This window comes from Nostoc sp. C052, assembly GCF_013393905.1.
Taxonomy (GTDB): domain Bacteria; phylum Cyanobacteriota; class Cyanobacteriia; order Cyanobacteriales; family Nostocaceae; genus Nostoc.
The window spans coordinates 5,381,637-5,401,015 of sequence record NZ_CP040272.1 but is presented as its reverse complement, the minus strand read 5'-3'; the positions used below and the strand labels follow the sequence as shown (position 1 = coordinate 5,401,015).

The window sequence follows — 19,379 nt, the reverse complement described above, 5'->3', positions numbered from 1 at the left end:
AACCAAATTAACGCTGATTAAAATTATTCACACGTTGATATGGATATTCTTCAACTTTGTGATTTTCTATATGCTTTATGCCGCCATCGCAAATAAACTCGATTCCTGGCTCTGGATTGGTTATGGATTTGTATTTATAGAGGGGTTAACTCTGTTAACTTTCAAACTTAAATGCCCATTAACTTTGATGGCTCGTAAATATTCAAACTCTACAAAAGACAATTTTGCAATTTATCTTCCCAATTGGTTATCCCAGTACACAATGCTGATCTATACATCTATTGTAGTAATTATTTCAATCATCACAATTTATCAATTTCTGAATTAACAAATATAGGTAAGTATCATGTGGATGAAATGGATTGCAATGATTGGTGTTTTAATCATAGTCTGCCTCGGACTTGCCGCGATCTATGGTAGCTATCGCTGGCAGTCAAACACTGATAACTTACGAGCCAAATTAATAAATGGACGGCGAACAATTAAGCCCCAAATCTATGAGCAAAAAGAAATTGAAGGCTTACCAGATCCCGTACAGCGATTTTTTCGGACAGTACTCAAGGATGGACAAGCGATCGTGGCTGTGGTCAAGCTCTCTCAACAAGGACAGTTCAATCTGAATGAAACGGAAGCCAAATGGAATCCGTTTACCGCCACTCAGCTTGTCGTCACTCAATGTCCAGGTTTTGATTGGGATGCACGCATCCAGATGGCTCCAGGAGTTAATGCCTTTGTTCATGATACATATCTGTTAGGGGAAGGCAGCTTACACGCATCATTACTCGGTCTTTTCACCGTTGCAAAAATGCACGGTGCGCCTGAAAACAATCAAGGTGAATTGTTGCGGTACTTTGCAGAAACTATTTGGTATCCCACTGCCCTATTACCCAGTCAGGGTGTGCGCTGGGAAGCAATTAATGATACCTCTGCTCGCGCTACTTTGACGGATGGTGCAACCACTGTTTCCCTAGTGTTTCAGTTTAATGCTGAAGGGACGATCGCTACTTGTCGGGCTGAGGCTCGTTATCGTGACAAGCTGACTGCTATGCCTTGGGTCGGTCGATTCTGGGAATATTCAGTTTGTAATGGGATGCTTATTCCCTTAGAAGGCGAGGTGGGATGGGAGTATCCAGAAGGCACTCGGCTCTATTTTAAAGGAAGAACTACAGAGATTCACTATGAGTTTGCGTCTTGATGGACTGCAATCGAAACAAACATCAAAAAGTCTGTTACGACTAGCGGAGCATGACCTATGCAGGAATTTCTATTTGCTCTGACACTATCAGCTTTGCCCGTTGCCAGCAACTTCATGGGAGCAATGATTGCTGAAGCTTTACCGTCATCAAAACAAACATTAGGGCTTGCACTGCACGCTACTGCTGGCGTACTGCTAGCGATCGCATCTACCGAACTGATACCGAGAGTCCTTATCGCTAAACCTGTTTGGGCAGCTATTCTAGCGTTGTTTTTAGGTGGAGCTTTTTTTGTGTGGATTAATCAGCTTCTCAAATTAAGCAAAAATCGACTGCGTGGGGTCGATCATAATAGTGTTAGTTGGGTGATTTTTCTGAGCATTGCTATTGACTTATTTGGCGATGGCTTAATGATTGGCACCAGTTTGACGATCGCACCTCATCTAGGGGTGATGCTGACATCGGGGAGAGTTGTGGCTCACATTCCCGAAGGATTTGTCACCAACGCAGAGTTTAAGAGTCAAAATATGCCGCGAACACAGCGATTTTGGTTACTTGCGGCGTTTCTTATCCCTGTTTGGCTGGGCGCGACGCTGGGCTATTGGGGATTGCGCGGACAAACTGATCTGCCCAAGTTAATTGTACTTGCATTTACAACAGGCACTTTAATGGTGGCGATCGTTGAAGAAATTCTTCCCGAAGCGCATCAAACTCAAGATACAAACTTATCTACGTTGACGTTTATCGGGAGTTTTGCACTTTCAATGTTGTTCTCATCTTATCTTGAATAGCCGAGTAACTCTGTATAGAATCCACCTGATGAAAAAACCATCTTCCTTAACACAACCCTTGTTTTTATTAGGAATATCTTTATTTATTTATATAATGGCACTTAGCTTGCCAGCACTAACTTTTGAGATAGTCGAACACAAGACAATACACACTGGTTCTATTTATATCATGAAGGGGGTTGAAGTTACGATTGGGGGAATACTTGGATTGTTATTTCTTCAAGCGCCGGCTATTGGCTGGTTGGCTAATCCACTTTATTGGTATTCCTGTAAATTTTTTGTCCAGAAGAAATACAAGTTCTCAATAGTTTCTGCTTTTAGTTCAATTATTGTAGGTTTTACAGGCACAATCTCAACATATTGGTTTGCGTTACCTAATGGTAGTAATCCTGATAGTCAGCTTCTATTAATCAAGTTACTTCCTGGTTTCTGGTTATGGCTTGCGGCTCCTGCCTTTATGATGATTATTGCTAGTGGCTTTGCTTATTGGAAACACAGTCATCGCCTTGAAAGAAAAAGTGTGAAGCTTCGCTAGACTTCGTGAGAGTTATTGTTAGCATGATTAAATTGGAACTTATCTCTAACTGAAAATATACCCACCGAAAAAACCTGCAATTATCCTAAATTGCCGCTACGTGAACAAGAGGTAACTGATGCCAACTACAACAGATTTTAAAGACTACTATGCCATTTTGGGAGTAAGCAAAACTGCAACCCCTGAAGAAATCAAACGGACTTACCGCAAGCTTGCCCGCAAATATCATCCTGACCTCAATCCTGGAGACAATGACGCAGAAACAAAGTTTAAAGAACTAAACGAAGCGAATGAAGTACTCTCCGATCCAGAGAAGCGGCAAAAGTACGATCGCTTTGGTCAGCACTGGAATAATCCTGGTTACACTGAAACGCCGACACCTAGCGGAACTAATGTTGCGACGAGCGACTTCGATCAGTACGGCGATTTTGATTCGTTTATCAACGATCTGCTGGGTCGAACGAGACGTAAAACCTCCACTGGAGGCTTTGATGATTTTGGTGGGGGATTTCATTCTCAAGCACCCGCACCGGATACTGAAGCTGCGATCGCACTCACATTTTCTGAAGCGTTTCACGGTGTCCAGAAGCGTTTGCAACTCGACGAGGAAACGATCAACGTCCGCATTCCCGCAGGTGCAAAACCAGGTAGTCGAATTCGCCTCAAGGGTAAAGGTCGTCCTAGTCCGTTCTCTCAACAGCGTGGCGATTTATATCTAACTATCGAAGTGTTAACCCATCCCTTCTATCGATTTGAGGGCGATAACCTCGTTTGTGACATTCCAATTCGCCCCGATGAAGCGGTTTTAGGGGCAGAAATTAGCGTACCAACCCCCGATGGCAGCGTGACAATGAAAGTTCCCAAAGGCGTGCGATCGGGGCAATCGCTGAGACTGCGCGGCAAAGGCTGGACATTGCCAAAAGGGGGACGAGGTGATTTATTTGCCAAACTTCAGATTGTCACCCCGCAAGACCTGAGTGCGATCGAACAAGAATACTACGAAAAAATCCAGGCAAACACTAGCTTTAACCCACGTACCCAATTAGAGGAGATAAAATTATGACCTTCAGCCTTTCAAAAACCGTGGTTTCACTCGAAGGTGAGCAACTCTACAGCTTTGAATATGCTGCATTAATCACTAAGACTTCGATTACGCTGGTGAAGTTTTACGTTGAGTTAGGCGTAATCGAACCCATTGGCTCTATGCTGCATTCCCGCGAAATTGCGCGAATTGCTCAGATTCAACGCTTGCGTCGAGATTTGGGGCTGAACTTAGTCGGAGCGGCAATGGTGTTAGATATGACAAGTGAAATCGCTCAATTACGGGCACAGCTAAAAATGTATCAGTCTCATTCATCGAACTCATTATGAGCTATCTGAACCAACGGTCAAAGCCCGCATTAGATCGAGAGCGCAGTGAGGTGTTGCAACAGTTGGAAGATTGGCTAGAAACGCCGATGCTGGTGTTGGGCTTTGCTTGGTTAGGACTTTTTATTGTTGAGCTAGTTTGGGGACTGAATCCTCTATTAGAAGCGATCGCTGCTATCATTTGGATCGCCTTTATCGTAGATTTTGGGATCAAATTTCTCCTCGCTCCTCACAGAATTTCCTACCTTCAACATAATTGGTTGACCGCTTTTTCACTGTTTATTCCAGCGCTGCGAATCTTTCGGATTGTGCGAGTCATGCAGTCTTTGCAATCAGTTCATGCGGTTCGAGGGTTACAGTTGTTGCGAGTGATGACACGAACCAACAAAGGAATGCGAGTCCTGGGAGCCAGTATTGGGCGGCGAGGGTTTGGTTATGTGGTGGGATTAACTATAATTGTCACTCTAATTGGAGCGGCTGGAATTTATACGTTTGAGCGCGAACTTCCTGATGGCACTATTACCGATTATGGTACTGCGCTATGGTGGACGGCAATGGTAATGACTACGATCGGGTCTGATTACTTTCCGAAAACGGCAGAAGGGCGGGTGCTATGTTTTTTCCTGGCACTGTACGCCTTTGCGATCAGTGGTTATGTGACGGCAACCCTGGCAACATTCTTTGTTGGTCAGGATGCCGAGAATAATGAAGCAGAACTGGCGGGTGTGAAATCAATTAAAGCCTTGCAAGCAGAAATTACCGCACTGCGAACCGAGATTCAAGCCTTAGCACGACGAGATTTAAATAATTCGTAATTCGTAATGACGCTCCTGCGTCGCTAACGCTGCGCTAACGTAATTCGTAATTAAGTTTTGTATCGTATTCAATCAATTCATTCAGGAAATAAAACAACCGTCTATCACAGTAATATTATTAAGCCAAAGTTGTTAATTTGACTCTGGTGAGCAGTTCTAAAATTCAATGTGGAACTAGTGAACAAAGGAGATATCAATGAAAACAAAAGTAGGGCTGTGGATTGACCATAGGAAAGCTATTGTCGTGACTGTTACGGAGAAAGGGGAAGATATAAAAGAGATCAAATCGGAAGTAGAAAAACAGCCTCGGCGTTCTGGTGATTCACCTCTTAAAGGTGCTTACGAATCACATCAAGTACCCGCAGATGATAGCCTCCAGAGAACTTTTACAGGAGAACTCAATATTTACTATGATGCGGTCATTGCATATATTATTGATGCAGAGTCTATTCTGATATTTGGACCGGGTGAGGCAAAGGATGAACTAAAAAAACGTCTTGAAGAAAATAACCTCGGTAGACACATCGTAGGTATTGAAACAGTTGACAAGATTACGGATCATCAAATCGCGGCGAAGATTCGACAGCAATTTGCCGAGTCGCGTTAAGCAGCCGATTTACCGCAAATCAAACCAATGAATCCCCAACTCTCCACGTTTTGGAGCTTACCAACGGATCAAGTGCTTCAGCAGATGCACTCCACAACCTCCGGGTTAAGCCGTCAAGATGCTAAACAACGCCTGAGTGAGTTCGGCGCAAACAGCCTCAAACAAAAACACAAATCGAGCGCATGGATGCTGTTGCTTAATCAGTTCAAGAGTCCGATTATCTTGATTCTGATTTTTGCGGCGGTGCTATCGATTTTTCTGAAAGATGCGGCAGATGCCATAATCATTTTGACGATTGTCTTCATCAGTGGGCTATTAGGATTTTGGCAAGAGCGAGGAGCCTCAAACGCCGTCGAAAAATTATTGGCATTGGTGCAAGTTAAAGCAACTGTTTTAAGGGATGGCCAATCTCAAGAAATCCCTAATGAGGAAGTGGTCAGGGGTGACATTGTATTGCTGAGTGCAGGTAAAAATATTCCGGGTGATTGTCTAGTTTTAGAGTCAAAAGACCTATCGGTGAATGAAGCAGCACTGACAGGAGAAACCTATCCGGTTGACAAGCTAAGTGGCGTATTGCCGTCTGAAACTGGACTGAGCCAACGCACCAATTCCCTGTATCTGGGAACTAATGTGATTAGTGGAACGGCGAAAGCAGTAGTCGTTCATACCGGAAAAGAAACTGAATTCGGCAAAGTATCGGAACGCCTGAAACTCAGACCAAGCGAAACCGAATTTGAAAGGGGACTGAGCAAGTTTGGTTACTTTCTGATGGAAGTAACGCTAATTTTGGTAGTGCTAATTTTTGTCGCTAACGTCTACCTCCATCGCCCAGTACTGGAATCCTTTCTATTTTCTCTGGCGCTAGCAGTCGGTTTGACTCCCCAACTACTACCTGCGATCGTTAGCGTTAATCTGGCTCGTGGTGCCAAGAAAATGGCGAAAAAGCAGGTAATTGTGAAGCGCTTACCTGCGATCGAAAACTTTGGCAGCATGAACGTGTTTTGCACCGATAAAACCGGTACGCTGACGGAAGGAGAGGTGAAAATTCACTCTGCGGTTGATGTGGAAGGGAAAGAAAGCGATCGCGTTCTACTTTACGCTTATTTGAATGCCGCATCTGAGTCAGGTTATGTCAATCCCATCGATGCAGCGATTCGTGAATACAAAACATTCGATATTTCTGGCTATCAAAAGCTAGATGAAGTGCCTTATGACTTTAACCGCAAACGTCTAAGCATCTTATTCAAGCAAGAAAGTACGCATCTGATTATTACTAAAGGCGCACTAAAAAATATTTTGGATGTTTGCTCAACCGTTGAGATTGGTGAGGGGAAAGCGATCGCTATTGCAGATCAGCGACAAAAACTTCACCAACAGGCTGAAGACTTGGGCAGTAAGGGATTTAGAGCCTTGGGTGTGGCTTATCGCGATTTTAATCAAGATTCTTTCAGCAAAGACGATGAAACGAACATGACATTTCTCGGCTACCTGGCTCTCTTCGATCCGCCAAAAGCTGGTATCGCTGACACCCTCAAAGAGTTGCAACTGCTAGGAATCACCCCGAAGATGATTACCGGAGATAGCAAGGCGGTGGCGATGAGTATCATTCAGCAGGTAGGATTGCCTGAACCAAAAGCGTTGACAGGCTCCGAACTAGAAAAGCTCAGTGATGAAGCCTTGATGCATCGAGTACAAGATACAAATGTCTTTGCCGAGGTAGAGCCAAACCAAAAAGAGCGCATCATTATCGCCCTCAAAAAAGCGGGGAATGTAGTTGGATATCTGGGAGACGGCATTAACGATGCCTCTGCGCTTCATGCTGCCGATGTTGGCATCTCCGTTGAGAGCGCAGTCGATGTCGCTAAGGAAGCTGCTGATATTGTGTTGATGGCAAAAGATTTAAATGTCCTCATCGAAGGCGTAAAGGAAGGACGGGTGACATTTGCCAACACTTTAAAGTATGTATTTATGGCAACTAGCGCCAATTTTGGCAATATGTTTAGTATGGCAGGAATTTCTCTGTTTTTACCCTTTTTGCCATTGCTACCCAGTCAGATTTTGCTGACAAACCTACTTACCGATTTCCCGGAATTGACGATCGCAACAGATCGGGTAGATAAGGAATTAGTCAATAAACCTCGCCGGATGGATATCAAATTTATCCGCAACTTCATGATTGTGTTTGGTTTGTTGAGTTCAATATTTGATTATCTCACCTTTGGGGCGCTGCTGTTGCTGCTGCACGCTCAACCACAACAGTTTAGAACAGGCTGGTTTTTGGAGTCTGTCATCTCTGCGTCGCTGGTTGTGCTAGTCGTTCGTACCCGCCAATCTATTCTCAACAGTAAGCCGGGAAAATACTTGTTGGCGGCAACACTGGCGACTATTGGAGTGACAATAATCATTCCCTGGACACCGTTGGCAACTTTACTCGGATTTCAACCGTTGCCGTTGAATTTTGTGTTGGTTCTGGGAGCGATCGTGTTGTTCTACGTGACTGCGGCGGAGAATGTCAAGCGAGTGTTTTACAGCTACGTAAAATTTTAATCTCTCAGTTGATGGAAAAGCATACTATAGTACAGGTCGGCGGAAATAAGCCATCCCTGACGCTCGTTCGCTCTTAGCGTCTCCCCTTCTCCCAAAGGGAGAGTCTAGCGCCAAGGGAGAAGACCGCGCTATCTCACCATTTAAAATGTCTAAAACCCTTACGCAATGCTAATTACGTTAGCGTAGCGGGGCGTAGCTTGCTTCTCGCCTCTGGCGAGTATTACGAATTAAGCAAAGGGCTTGTACAAAAAAGCTATTCATCTTCGTCTCCTGATGGTCGTTCGCTCTCGCTTTGTTGGGTGTTCCACTCCAAAACAATACGCTCTAGCATTTCACCCTGCGTACAGTTATTTACAACAGCGTATTGCTTAATTAACTCTGTTACTTTAAGACTAATGTGGCGTATATCTAGTGGGTTATTTCTTGCCGTTTTCATGATCTTTTACCAGAATGTTTAAGCAGTTTTGTTGTTTCTGTTACTAAGTGTTTCACCAAAGGCTTTTGGATATACAGACGCAAGAGCCTTCAGTATTGCCAGTAAAAGCGATCGCTAGAATTTCTCTTTCTTTTGGAGACATAAGTGTTATGACTTGCCGTATTAACCAATAGCCATCTTTTCCTGGTATATAATGTCGCTAATTAGTGGATATAAATTACCGGATAGTTTGAATCAAATGTAAGAGAGAATCACTTGAATGGTTCAGATGAAACATTCTGCTCCTGTACTATGATTTGGTGTTGTTTGATTTTGTGAATTAGTTGATTAACTACGACACAAAACTTAATTCTTGATGATTTTTGTAATCCAAACCTCTTTCAGGAATTAACCAAAAGAATTATTGCCAGGCTTCTTGAAGAAGTCGGGTATCTTATTGATCACGATATAATTACACCCAACGTCCTACAACTACTCGCACAGTTCCATCTTCTAAAACTTCTTCTTCTTCCACATTAAAGCCTTGTTCTTGCACCGTTGCCATCAAGGTTTTATGAGCATATTTTTGGCTGATTGAGTTAACAAACTGCTGTTGATTAATTTTTGCTCCCCAAAAGTCGGCAACTATTTCGTAATTTTCACCACTGCGGCGAAAACCTAAATCATAACCATTCTTCTATTTACTTGCTGTTTAGCGGCTAAAGCTTTTGCCAAAACTCTCGAAATCCGGGTGCGACTTAAACCTTGACAGGCTTTAACTAACTGTTCCCGCGCTAAACCAGAAACATTTAACTTATCTGGTACTACTAACTGTTGAATTAAATTATCGATTTCGCTAACGCTAGGTAAGGGAAAATCCACTACTGTCACTTCTTGGAGTAACTCGTCAGGAAGTTCTAAAGTATGGCTAGTGGTGATGATAATATTAGGCGATCGCTTTAACTCCCCCATCAAGTTTCGCAACTCCCGCACAATCGGGGCATTCTTCTCCGTAGTCGGATTTTTCACAAATGGATGCAAATCCCGCAGTACAAACATTGCAGGTGTTTGGGCATCAGCTTTGCCAATTCGTCCTAACGCCGCAAAAAAATATAAAAATTAAGGACTTCCAGTAATCAACAGTCTGTACCAGCGTAAAAAGACTGGCGATCGCTCAAAAGAAGAGATGAGCGATACAATTATTCCTTTAGGCAAGAGTGGTAAGCGTCGCGGCGTGATGCTGGAGTTTGAGAATCTGAAGATGACAAATTTGCTCAATTGGTTTCAGATACACCACAGTGGACTGAATGGATGGCATGAGAAAATTGAGGTTTGAGAGATCGCGCCGTACTGGCGAGACAATTGCTGTTGCTTTTATGCGAACCGTTTTGCCACGGATATATGGGGCAGTTTCGGTACTTGACCCATTCTTTTTCTATTGATCTGACAAAACATTCGACATATACTTAACATTTATACTCAGTATCTATGTCATTACACCCTAGACTTCAAACAATTTTTCATCATATTTGCTTATTGAGCTTGACCCTCACACTCAATAGTTGCTTATCCAACTCACCAAAATCTAGTCAATCAGCTACTAACCCACCGCAAGTAGTTAAAAATACAGCAGCAGTAGTTTCAACTCCTACACCAGACGACAAAGCCATTCCTAAATATGATCATATCTTCGTGATTGTTGAAGAAAACAAATCCTACGACCAAATTATTGGCAATCCTAATGCACCCATCATCAATCAACTGGCAAAAACCTATGGTTTGGCTAGCAACTTCTATGGCGAAGTACATCCCAGCGAAGCTAACTATGTTGCCATTTTAAGCGGTAGTACTTTTGGTATTCATGATGATGATGCTTTCTATTGCTTTGCTAATAGTAATCAGCAATTTTGCCACAACTCTCGTCAACCTGACTATGCCAACCATACCATTACCTCTAAAAGCTTAATCGACCAATTGTCACAAAAGGGGCTGACTTGGAAAGGGTATTTTGAAGATATTCCTTCTCCAGGCTCTAAGTCCGTTGTTGCTCCCAGTCTCAATCGTGCATTATATGCGGTCAAACATAATGGTTTTATGAACTTCAAAAACGTGCAAGATGACCCGAACTTACCCAGTAAAATAGTCGGGATTGAACAACTTACTACCGACCTGAAAAGTGATAAAGTTCCCAACTACAGCCACATCATCTTCAACCAATGTCATGAAATGCACGGTTTAGCAGAGTGTCCCCAATTGCAAAAATTGATTCAAATCGGCGACACGATGATTGGAAAAGTTGTTAATCAAATTACTACTTCTAAGTTGTGGGCTGAGTCTGGCAATAATGCAATTATTATTACCTGGGATGAAGATAGTAATCCTCATGACAAAGCTCAAATTCAAGGTTGTTGTGGCTTCGACCCTGATAGCAAAGCTAACTTTGGCGGCGGTCATATTGCGACGATTGTGATTACTAATCACGCCTCACGGGGCGTTGTAGATAACACACCCTATAATCACTACTCATTGCTACGAACTACTGAAGATGCTTTTGGCATCTATGAATACTTAAACTTTGCTAATGACACGACTAAAGGAGTTAAACCAATGACCAATCTATTTGTGAAAAAATAATCAAGATATAATCTACAACACCAACTCTTTCAGCATTCACAATTTCATAACCGCCTGGTAGTTTCATTACTTGTTATGACAACCAAAATTGTCGATCAACTCTTAGCTGACTGGAAAAATAAAATTCAAGTAGTTAGCCAAAACCTGTTTGATCTACAAGAACTCCCAGTATATCAACGCCTTTGTGGGAGTCCTGGTTTTGCTAAAGTTCATTTGACAGGTATTACTGCTCAAAAAGTGACTCCAGCGTTGGAGGCAATGAACGATTTATTTCAGTATTTTGACCTATTGGTGCAAACAATAGATCGAGCCAGTAGATTGCGGCAGCAATTACCACGATTTTTGGCAACAGAGGAAAAAATTGATGAAATTAAACAACTATTAACAGGCACTTCGATTCATCTGTCTGTTGTGCAAACGCCATTAGCACAGAGAGAATTACTGACTGTGACTCAACAAGCAAATGCGATCGCTCCTGCACAATTATTGGAAGTAATGACTCAGGCTTTTTCTGTGGCCAGAGATGCAGTTCTAGCGGTTGATACCGCTTGGACAAATCTAGAATTTATACTCCAAGATGCCGAATCGCAAATTATCTTAGGGCAAAACTTAGCCGCATCACTCAATCAAGCCTCTAGGAGTGAACTGGTACAAGCTCATGAGGCGATCGCTTCTCTACGAGAAAAGATTGAGCAAGATCCTTTAGGAGTGAGTGCAGAGATAGATCGGCAACTCAAACCTTTATTGGCACAAGTTAAATTAGTCTTAGAGCAAGCCCAGAAACAACAGGCTCAGATACAAGAGAAAGTAGCGATCGCTCAGAATTTATTAGCACAATTAATTAGACTTCACTCACAATCTATTGCCGCTTTTACGGAAAGCCAAGCAAAAGTTTTGTATCTAACACAGCACACTCCATTACCCCAAGAGCAGATAGATGCCCTTAGCCAATGGCTCACACGCTTACAAAACAAGCTAGAGGAGGGTTTAGTTAGTCCAGTTATGCTCGGTTTAGATAATTGGATAGCCAAAGCCAAAGAATACATAACTGTAGAGCAACAGACATACACAGCTAATAGTACTTTATTACAAACTCGTCGGGAGTTACGGGGACGACTGGATGGCCTCAAAGCCAAAGCCTTAGCGCGGGGATTGATTGAAGATATTACCTTGGTTGATTTAGCCCAAAAAGCAACACAACTCCTTTATGTGCGCCCAACTCCATTAGACAAAGCATCGGAATTAGTTTCCCAATATGAAAAACGTTTAAACAGCCAATTTTAGGGGAACAATAAAAGCAATTCGCAATTCGCAATTCGCAATTAAACTAAGCCACCCACAATATGCGTGGGGTTTTTACCTACCTTACGCCCCTTGTGGGCGTTAGCGTAGCGGGACGTAAGTCCGGTTTTCAACCTTCACTTTTTTGATAAAGCAGATATTTGGTGAAAAAGATCGGGAGAATAATCAACAATGATTTATGAATATAGATTTAGGAGACTTCAATGAACAGTCTTCGCTGTCTGCGGAATGGATGTACTGGCACTATTGAAGATGACTACTGTAATGTCTGTGGGTTAGCAGCATTAAAATCTCTGGATGTCAGCCAGAAGCAAAATGCCTCACTTACACTCAGAAGTTCACCAATTACCACAGCCACAGGTTCCTCTCCATTAACCAATCGTTCCAAGGGTTCGCGGCGTACTAGTAGCACTTCTGCCCGTAGTAGCCGCAGACAACTAGGAGCGGGATTAACTTCTGTACCAGAACTACCTTCAACAGAGCCAGAAAACGCGATTATTCCTAACCCAATGGTGCCGGAGAATAAACGCTTTTGTAGTAATTGCAATCATTCTTTGCGACGAGAAAACGGATTTTGCAGTAAGTGTGGGCAGAAGTATTCTTTTATTCCGACTCTGAAGCCTGGTGATCTAGTTATCGGGCAATACGAAGTCAAAGGAGCAATCGCCTATGGTGGTTTAGGATGGATTTATTTAGGCTTCGATAAAACTTTATCTCGCTATGTGGTACTGAAAGGATTGCTCAACAGCGAAGACGCATCCAGTGCAGCCGTCGCCGTGGCAGAAAGACAATTCCTAGCAGTCGTAAAACATTCTAATATCGTGGGGATTTATAATTTCGTCAACCACGGTAACGAAGGTTTTATCATCATGGAGTATGTGGGCGGTAAAACCCTCAAAGAAATCCGCAAAACTCGCGGCGCTTTACCTGTAGCAGAAGCGATCGCATATATTCACCGCATCTTGGGAGCTTTTGCCTATCTACATTCTTTGGGGTTGGTATACTGCGACTTCAAGCCAGATAATATCATGATCGAAGACAACGACGTGAAATTAATCGACTTGGGTGGTGTCCGTCGCGTTGACGATCTCAATGGTGATATTTACGGTACAGTGGGCTATAGCGCTCCCGAAGCTGGCGAAGGCCCAACAATTGTTTCCGATTTATTTACCATTGGCAGAACTTTAGCGGTGTTGCTTACTGAGATTAAAGGTTTTAGTAAGGAACATTTATACACACTTCCCAGCCCCCAAGAAGAACCTTTATTTGCCCAACAAGAATCACTGTATCGCTTTCTGATTAAAGCCACCGCCGAAAATCCTGATGACCGATTTCAGTCAGCCGATGAAATGGCAGATCAGTTATTGGGTGTACTGCGGGAAGTTGTCGCCATTTCTACCAATATTCCCCGTCCCGCCACCAGTAACCTGTTTAGCGGCGATATGTTAGCTATTACCCACAGTGGCAGTTTTGAACCAATTAAACCAGAATATCAGCAATTACCGATACCAATATTAGATGCTAGCGATCCGGGCTTTAATGCAGTCCTAAATGCCAGCGCGATCGCCGATCCAGTCCAGCGAGCCATCGGTTTAGATGTTGTTGTCAAGCAATTCCCGAAATCAAGTGAAGCCTTGTTGCGCTTGGCAAATGCCTTAATTGATACCAGTGATTACGAAGAAGCAGAACAAGCTATAGCCCAAGTTGTAGCCAAAGATCCTTGGGACTGGCGGATCTTTTGGTATCGTGGGCGATCGCTGATGGCGCAAAATAAACCCGCAGAGGCGCAGAAAGCATTTGACCAAGTTTATTTTGATTTACCAGGAGAATTAGCTCCGAAACTGGCGCTGGGGTTAGCCGCCGAACTTGCCGAAAATTACCAATTAGCAATTAAGATGTATAGTTTGGTGTCCCGCACCGATCCGAGTTATGTATCAGCAGCTTTTGGGTTAGCACGTTGCTTTTGTGCCACTGGAAATCGCAACGGTGCTGTAGCAGCTTTGGAAAATATACCGCAAACTTCTAATTTATATACACGAGCGCGAGTAGAGATTGCCCGAACTTTAATCAACGGCGATCGCTCGGCTCCAGGTACTCAAGAACTCAAAGCCGCTTCTGTGGCTATTGAAGCACTGACTTTAGTTGGTAGCGATCGCTATCGCCTGACTAAACAAGTATTAGAAACTGCTCTCAATTTAATCACCTCCCGCCAACTCCAAGCTGCTGCTGATTTAACAATTTTGGGGCAGCCATTACAAGAAGTGCATCTGAGAAAGGGATTGGAAAAAGCCCTACGCGACATGGCACACCTCGCAACTAAAGACGAAAAAATCTCTTTAGTTGATGAAGCCAATCGGGTACGTCCTAGAAGCCTAATTTAAATAATTCGTAATTCGTAATTCGTAATTAAATTTTTCTTCTTTCCTTTTTCCTTCGCGCTCTTTGCGTCCTTGTCTGACGAGACGCTGCGCGAATGCGGTTCGTTCCTTTATTCATCTGTATTTGACAGACCACTAATGAGGGTAAATTATGCAGTGTATATGTGGTGCATCCATCTTAGCTGATGACAAATTTTGTGAAGAATGCGGTACACCCTTAACGGCTAGCAAACCGCCAACTGCGATCGATAAATGTGAAAAATGTGGTGCAGGAATCGATTCTGAAGGCTACTGTTGTCAATGTGGATTTCGCCAAGAACCACCAGTGCATGATTGGTTAGAAGTAATAATTAATTCACAGCTAGCCGGAGTTAGCGATCGCGGACTCAAACACAGCCGCAATGAAGATTTCCTGGCTTTACAACAACTCAATGACAGTCAGCCAAATATTCTCGTAGTTTGTGATGGAGTTTCTAGTTCCGAAAAACCTGACTTAGCAGCTAAAACTGCTGCTGAAACGACTTGTCTCGCTCTAGCAAATGCGTGGGAAATAGGGGAAAATTCCGCTTCGGCAATTAAATCAGCTTTTGCTACTGCTTTAGCCAATGTATGTAATATTTCTTATAGAAATAGTGGAGATTTAGAACCACCATCTACAACTATTGTGGCTGCAATTGTTCAAGAAGGTATCGCTACTATTGGCTGGTTAGGTGATAGTCGCGCTTACTGGATTTCTGCTCACAGTCACCAACAATTGACTCAAGATGATTCCTGGTTAACTGAAGTAGTCGCAGCCGGAAAAATCAGCGAAGCAGAAGCTAGACTATCTCCCAAAGCTCATGCAATTACGCGCTGGCTGGGAGCAGATGCCGTTGAGGATGCTGTTCCCTCAATTGTGAAGTTTACTATTCCTGATTCTGGATATCTGATTTTGTGTAGTGATGGATTGTGGAATTATACCTTAGATGCAGCACATTTAGCCAACTTAGTCCAGCGATCGCCCGATCGAGATGCGATCGGCATATCTCGCACTCTTGTAGAATTTGCCCGTAATTGTGGTGGACATGACAACATTACTGTTGCTGTTCTCTGTTTATGAATTACTCAAACTAACAAAACACTATGTCTCATCAATTTAAAGCCGAAGTTTTTCAAAACCAATATCTACCCCAAGGAGCCAGAGAAGTTGATGCCATTATGACCATTACCGTCGAAAAAGGCGATAGTGGAGTCGCAACTGGACACAATGGCAGACTTTTTGGCATCATCTGCGACACATCCGGTTCAATGGGAGGTGACAAGATCCATGCAGCCAAAGATGCAATGATCAAAATTGTGAATTTGTTACCAGAGGATGCCCATTTCTTCATCGTCACGGGTGCTGGTAAAGCTAATGTAGTTTTTCCTGTTTCTCCAGCCACGACAGAAAAAAAGCAAGAAGCGATCGCAGCTATTAAGAGTACTCTTGCTAATGGTGGTACTCTCATGTCTACTTGGTTGGCTCAAGCCTTAACACAATTCAAAAAGATGCCTAGCGCAGTTCGTCAAGCACTACTACTCACCGATGGGCAAAATGATGACTCTGATGAGAAATCCTTGAAGAAAGTTTTACTTGAATGTGAAGGTGTCTTTCAGTGCGACTGTCGTGGTGTCGGAACTGATTGGCGAGTTGCTCAACTTCAAGAAATTGCCAGCAAACTTTTAGGGACAACCGATATTATTCCTAGCGCCGCAATGATTGAAAGTGACTTTCGTGCCATTTTGGAAAAAGCCATGAGTAAAAATGTTAGCGATGTTGCTTTACGTTTATGGACACCACAAGGAGCCAAAGTCTTGTTTTGTAAACAAGTTAGTCCCGATATTGTTGACCTTACCCACCGCCATAAACCTGTCAAGCCTCAGATGGTTGATTACCCCACTGGAGCTTGGGGAAGTAACGAGTCTCGTGATTACCACTTCTGTATTGAAGTTAATCCAGGAAATATCGGTGATGAAATGTTAGCAGGTCGAGCGAGTTTAGTATACACCCTTAACGGCACAGAAACTAAAGTTGCAGAAGCCCGCATTTTGGCAACCTGGACTGATGATGAAGCCAAATCGACCAAAATCGATCGGCGAGTTGCCCACTATACTGGACAAGCAGAACTGGCTCAGTCAATTCAAGAAGGATTGGAAGCTCGTGCTAGGAATGATATTGAGCTTGCTACTGCCAAATTAGGCAAGGCAGTAAAACTAGCCCATGAATCAGGGAATGAAGCCACAGCCAAACTGCTAAAAACCGTAGTTGAGATAGAGGATGCACCAACAGGGACAGTGCGGTTGAAGCGAGAAGTCGCTAAAGAAGATGCAATGGCATTAGAAACACGTTCTACAAAAACGACTCGAATTGCTAAATCTCCGAATTAGTGAGTAGCGAATTCTCCGCGTATCTTTGCGTTTACCTCTGCGCTCCTCTGCGTTTAAAATTCAATCTCAATTCGCTACGAATCAATATGTCAATCTATAAATGTCCTAAAGGACATGAATCAACTGAATTAGATTTTTGTTCAGAATGCGGTACCAAAATTCTCGGTGTACCGGAACTTCCATTCGTCCAAAAAACAATTGACTCAACATTAACGCCAACCAAAACCACAGAAAATTGCCCAGATTGTAGCACTGCCCACGAACCTAACAGTGGCAATTTTTGTGAAATTTGTGGTTATAACTTCGTCACAGGGGCGCATGGTGAAGTACCCATTGCCAAAGGCATCCAAGAAGAAGAAATGGGAACAATGCGACAGACGAATACCAATAGTTATGGATCTGGATTAATAGATTCTCAATTGTTAGTTATTGGTTGGGATGTAGTTGTCTATATTGACCCATCTTTACGCCATCCAGAAAGTCCAGAACCACCTATAAATCAACCACCGATTACATTTCATCTCGATCAGGCAATTAACTTAATTGGTCGCAATAGCGAAGTTAGAGCAATTCACCCAGAAATTGCTTTAGATTTTGATGATGCTGTCTCACACCGCCACGCTTTGCTGACGCTAGAGACAGACAATACATTAACTCTGCGTGATATTGGTTCTGCGAATGGTACACAATTAAAAGCTGTGGAATTGAAGCCAATGGTAGACGTAAAACTTCAGGATGGAGACGAATTTACCCTTGGACATTGGACTCGGATCGCGGTGAAAGCTGTTCGGAAATTAGGATAAACCTGCAAATAAAATATATGAGTAAAATCATCGCTTTTTTAAGTCAGAAAAATTATAAATTCACGACTCCAGAACGACTCCAGATAGGATTATACTTAACCGGAGCAACCAGTTTACTATTACTAATTGCGATTATTAGCGCAGTTCAAGGGCAAAGACACGCAATCAAAACCGTTGGTGAAGATTCCACACCCAGCATCGTCACTGCTCAACGCCTCAAGGACGCATTTGCCGGTATGGATGCTAATGTCGCTAATGAACTTTTAGTACCAGCAGGACAAAACCAAGATGCAGTCAAAGGTTACGAAGAGAGATACCAAAAAGCTGCTGAAAGATTAGTTGCTGCTGCTGAGAATATCACCTATGCAGATAAAGAGCGAAAACCCATTCAGACGATGCAACTCGGCTTAGGTAACTATATAGCCCAAATTCAGCAGGCACGGGATTTTCACGCACGCGGTGATACTAACGCGATGCTGATTGCTTACCGTGCATCTGCGGAACTTATGGATAAAACCTTACTGCCAGCAGCCGACGAGTTAGATAAAGTAAACATACAAGCTTTAGAAGAAACTTATACCGAACAAAAGGTTGCTGCTAATAGTTCTTTGATCTTAATTTTTGTTTCTGGGACAGCACTGATAATTGTGCTAGTAGGGATTCAGATATTTCTGAGTCAAAGGATGCGCCGCACTCTCAATCCTATGCTGTTGGTTGCCACAGCGATCGCCTTGGGTTTATTAACTTATACCACAGTCACGTTGCTGGCCTCTGCGGAAAATCTGAGGACGGCTAAAGAAGATGCATTCAATTCTATGCACGCTCTGCGAGAAGCTCGTGCTAATGCCTACATCGCTAATGCTGCTGAAAGCCGCTATTTACTTGACCCAGCTTTTGCTACCAACTACGAACAAGCTTTTTTCAGTAAAATAGCTCAAATTGCCCAAATTCCTCAAGGCCAAACTGCTGAAACCATAGCATCTGCCTATAATTCTCAGGGTAAAAAGATAGATGGTTTTAAAGGTTACATTGCTGACGAACTGAATAATATCACCTTCCCAGGTGAAAAAGAAGCCACCCTCGCCAGTCTCGTGAGTTTGGGTAAATACCTTGCTATTGACCAACAAATTCGCCAGTTAGAGCGCAGTGGCAAGCATCAAGAGGCGATCGCTCTGTGCGTCGGAAATAAATCTGGACAGTCCAACTGGCTGCTTGAAGAGTTCAAAACAGCTAATCAAAAGACATTTGATATCAACCAAGCAGTCTTTGATCGCTCAATTCACCAAGGTTTCAGCAATATAGATGGTTTTGAGATTAAAACAGCGATCGCAGCAAGTACAGTTGTGCTTCTGAGTTTCTTGGGCTTATTACCGCGTCTCAAAGAATACTCAAATTGAGATGATAATAAACGAAATCGTAAGGATTCAGGTCTAATATTGAGGAAGTAAAGAAGGGCGAGACAGGGAGTTACTAGAATTAGCAATTAAAGCCTGTGCAAAAAAATCAATGACAGACCTAGCTTGACGGCGACAAGTCTGTACCACGGTCAACAAATTAGCAGTATGTTGAAACCGATCGCCGAAAT

At 43.0% G+C, this 19,379-nt stretch carries 19 protein-coding genes; 16 read left to right on the top strand and 3 right to left on the bottom strand.

The window, feature by feature from the left end; genetic code table 11:
* Positions 1-346: 346 nt before the first annotated feature.
* From FD723_RS22265 to mgtA, 8 genes are all read left to right on the top strand, one after another.
* Positions 347-1,195, top strand: a complete 849-nt coding sequence (locus FD723_RS22265; protein WP_179067304.1) for a DUF6544 family protein — start codon at positions 347-349, stop codon at positions 1,193-1,195.
* 57 nt (positions 1,196-1,252) lie between these two features.
* Positions 1,253-1,984 carry a ZIP family metal transporter gene (locus FD723_RS22260; protein WP_179067303.1) on the top strand — a complete coding sequence of 244 codons (732 nt, stop codon included), beginning with the start codon at positions 1,253-1,255 and terminating at the stop codon, positions 1,982-1,984.
* Between the two features lie 28 nt (positions 1,985-2,012).
* Positions 2,013-2,519: a hypothetical protein gene (locus FD723_RS22255; RefSeq protein WP_179067302.1), complete on the top strand. Its 507-nt coding sequence runs from the start codon at positions 2,013-2,015 to the stop codon at positions 2,517-2,519.
* Positions 2,520-2,637: 118 nt separating this feature from the next.
* Entirely contained in the window at positions 2,638-3,582 is a 945-nt protein-coding gene (locus tag FD723_RS22250) for a DnaJ C-terminal domain-containing protein (RefSeq protein WP_179067301.1), read from the top strand.
* The gene (locus FD723_RS22245; RefSeq protein WP_179067300.1) at positions 3,579-3,890 is read left to right on the top strand and encodes a chaperone modulator CbpM; all 312 of its coding nucleotides are present in this window, start codon (positions 3,579-3,581) and stop codon (positions 3,888-3,890) included. Before FD723_RS22250 ends, FD723_RS22245 begins: the two co-directional genes overlap by 4 nt.
* Positions 3,887-4,702: a potassium channel family protein gene (locus tag FD723_RS22240; protein ID WP_179067299.1), complete on the top strand. Its 816-nt coding sequence runs from the start codon at positions 3,887-3,889 to the stop codon at positions 4,700-4,702. Before FD723_RS22245 ends, FD723_RS22240 begins: the two co-directional genes overlap by 4 nt.
* Positions 4,703-4,898: 196 nt before the next feature.
* A complete protein-coding gene (locus FD723_RS22235; RefSeq protein WP_179067298.1) occupies positions 4,899-5,309 on the top strand; it encodes a hypothetical protein in 411 nt (136 codons plus the stop codon).
* Positions 5,310-5,336: 27 nt separating this feature from the next.
* Positions 5,337-7,856: a magnesium-translocating P-type ATPase gene (gene mgtA, locus FD723_RS22230; protein WP_179067297.1), complete on the top strand. Its 2,520-nt coding sequence runs from the start codon at positions 5,337-5,339 to the stop codon at positions 7,854-7,856.
* A 253-nt stretch (positions 7,857-8,109) separates the two neighbouring features.
* On the opposite strand, the gene FD723_RS22225 is transcribed toward mgtA, so the two are convergent.
* The 3 genes from FD723_RS22225 to FD723_RS22215 form a co-directional block, all read right to left on the bottom strand.
* A complete protein-coding gene (locus FD723_RS22225; RefSeq protein ID WP_179067296.1) occupies positions 8,110-8,292 on the bottom strand; it encodes a hypothetical protein in 183 nt (60 codons plus the stop codon).
* 451 nt (positions 8,293-8,743) lie between these two features.
* On the bottom strand, positions 8,744-8,920 hold the full coding sequence (locus FD723_RS22220) for a DUF1257 domain-containing protein (protein ID WP_256875222.1): 177 nt from the start codon (positions 8,918-8,920) through the stop codon (positions 8,744-8,746).
* Between the two features lie 29 nt (positions 8,921-8,949).
* A complete protein-coding gene (locus FD723_RS22215; RefSeq protein ID WP_256874897.1) occupies positions 8,950-9,330 on the bottom strand; it encodes a hypothetical protein in 381 nt (126 codons plus the stop codon).
* A 127-nt stretch (positions 9,331-9,457) separates the two neighbouring features.
* On the opposite strand from FD723_RS22215, the gene FD723_RS22210 reads away from it, so the two are divergent.
* The 8 genes from FD723_RS22210 (at position 9,458) to FD723_RS22175 (ending at position 19,191) form a co-directional block, all read left to right on the top strand.
* A complete protein-coding gene (locus FD723_RS22210) occupies positions 9,458-9,607 on the top strand; it encodes a hypothetical protein (protein WP_179067295.1) in 150 nt (49 codons plus the stop codon).
* A gap of 152 nt (positions 9,608-9,759) precedes the next feature.
* Positions 9,760-10,905, top strand: a complete 1,146-nt coding sequence (locus tag FD723_RS22205) for an alkaline phosphatase family protein (RefSeq protein ID WP_179067294.1) — start codon at positions 9,760-9,762, stop codon at positions 10,903-10,905.
* A 75-nt stretch (positions 10,906-10,980) separates the two neighbouring features.
* Positions 10,981-12,189: a hypothetical protein gene (locus tag FD723_RS22200; protein WP_179067293.1), complete on the top strand. Its 1,209-nt coding sequence runs from the start codon at positions 10,981-10,983 to the stop codon at positions 12,187-12,189.
* Positions 12,190-12,410: 221 nt separating this feature from the next.
* The gene (locus FD723_RS22195; RefSeq protein ID WP_179067292.1) at positions 12,411-14,588 is read left to right on the top strand and encodes a serine/threonine-protein kinase; all 2,178 of its coding nucleotides are present in this window, start codon (positions 12,411-12,413) and stop codon (positions 14,586-14,588) included.
* Between the two features lie 148 nt (positions 14,589-14,736).
* On the top strand, positions 14,737-15,684 hold the full coding sequence (locus FD723_RS22190) for a PP2C family serine/threonine-protein phosphatase (RefSeq protein ID WP_256874896.1): 948 nt from the start codon (positions 14,737-14,739) through the stop codon (positions 15,682-15,684).
* Positions 15,685-15,707: 23 nt separating this feature from the next.
* Positions 15,708-16,991: a VWA domain-containing protein gene (locus tag FD723_RS22185; RefSeq protein ID WP_179067291.1), complete on the top strand. Its 1,284-nt coding sequence runs from the start codon at positions 15,708-15,710 to the stop codon at positions 16,989-16,991.
* An 86-nt stretch (positions 16,992-17,077) separates the two neighbouring features.
* Entirely contained in the window at positions 17,078-17,794 is a 717-nt protein-coding gene (locus FD723_RS22180; RefSeq protein ID WP_179067290.1) for an FHA domain-containing protein, read from the top strand.
* Positions 17,795-17,811: 17 nt separating this feature from the next.
* Positions 17,812-19,191, top strand: coding sequence for a hypothetical protein (locus FD723_RS22175; protein WP_179067289.1), 1,380 nt, complete (start codon positions 17,812-17,814; stop codon positions 19,189-19,191).
* The last annotated feature ends 188 nt before the right edge of the window (positions 19,192-19,379 follow it).

Coding starts and splice junctions, on each gene's coding strand:
- FD723_RS22265 (WP_179067304.1), top strand. CDS start 347: ATGTGGATGAAATGGATTGCAATGATTGGTGTTTTAATCATAGTCTGC.
- FD723_RS22260 (WP_179067303.1), top strand. CDS start 1,253: ATGCAGGAATTTCTATTTGCTCTGACACTATCAGCTTTGCCCGTTGCC.
- FD723_RS22255 (WP_179067302.1), top strand. CDS start 2,013: ATGAAAAAACCATCTTCCTTAACACAACCCTTGTTTTTATTAGGAATA.
- FD723_RS22250 (WP_179067301.1), top strand. CDS start 2,638: ATGCCAACTACAACAGATTTTAAAGACTACTATGCCATTTTGGGAGTA.
- FD723_RS22245 (WP_179067300.1), top strand. CDS start 3,579: ATGACCTTCAGCCTTTCAAAAACCGTGGTTTCACTCGAAGGTGAGCAA.
- FD723_RS22240 (WP_179067299.1), top strand. CDS start 3,887: ATGAGCTATCTGAACCAACGGTCAAAGCCCGCATTAGATCGAGAGCGC.
- FD723_RS22235 (WP_179067298.1), top strand. CDS start 4,899: ATGAAAACAAAAGTAGGGCTGTGGATTGACCATAGGAAAGCTATTGTC.
- mgtA (WP_179067297.1), top strand. CDS start 5,337: ATGAATCCCCAACTCTCCACGTTTTGGAGCTTACCAACGGATCAAGTG.
- FD723_RS22225 (WP_179067296.1), bottom strand. CDS start 8,292: ATGAAAACGGCAAGAAATAACCCACTAGATATACGCCACATTAGTCTT.
- FD723_RS22215 (WP_256874897.1), bottom strand. CDS start 9,330: ATGTTTGTACTGCGGGATTTGCATCCATTTGTGAAAAATCCGACTACG.
- FD723_RS22210 (WP_179067295.1), top strand. CDS start 9,458: ATGAGCGATACAATTATTCCTTTAGGCAAGAGTGGTAAGCGTCGCGGC.
- FD723_RS22205 (WP_179067294.1), top strand. CDS start 9,760: ATGTCATTACACCCTAGACTTCAAACAATTTTTCATCATATTTGCTTA.
- FD723_RS22200 (WP_179067293.1), top strand. CDS start 10,981: ATGACAACCAAAATTGTCGATCAACTCTTAGCTGACTGGAAAAATAAA.
- FD723_RS22195 (WP_179067292.1), top strand. CDS start 12,411: ATGAACAGTCTTCGCTGTCTGCGGAATGGATGTACTGGCACTATTGAA.
- FD723_RS22190 (WP_256874896.1), top strand. CDS start 14,737: ATGCAGTGTATATGTGGTGCATCCATCTTAGCTGATGACAAATTTTGT.
- FD723_RS22185 (WP_179067291.1), top strand. CDS start 15,708: ATGTCTCATCAATTTAAAGCCGAAGTTTTTCAAAACCAATATCTACCC.
- FD723_RS22180 (WP_179067290.1), top strand. CDS start 17,078: ATGTCAATCTATAAATGTCCTAAAGGACATGAATCAACTGAATTAGAT.
- FD723_RS22175 (WP_179067289.1), top strand. CDS start 17,812: ATGAGTAAAATCATCGCTTTTTTAAGTCAGAAAAATTATAAATTCACG.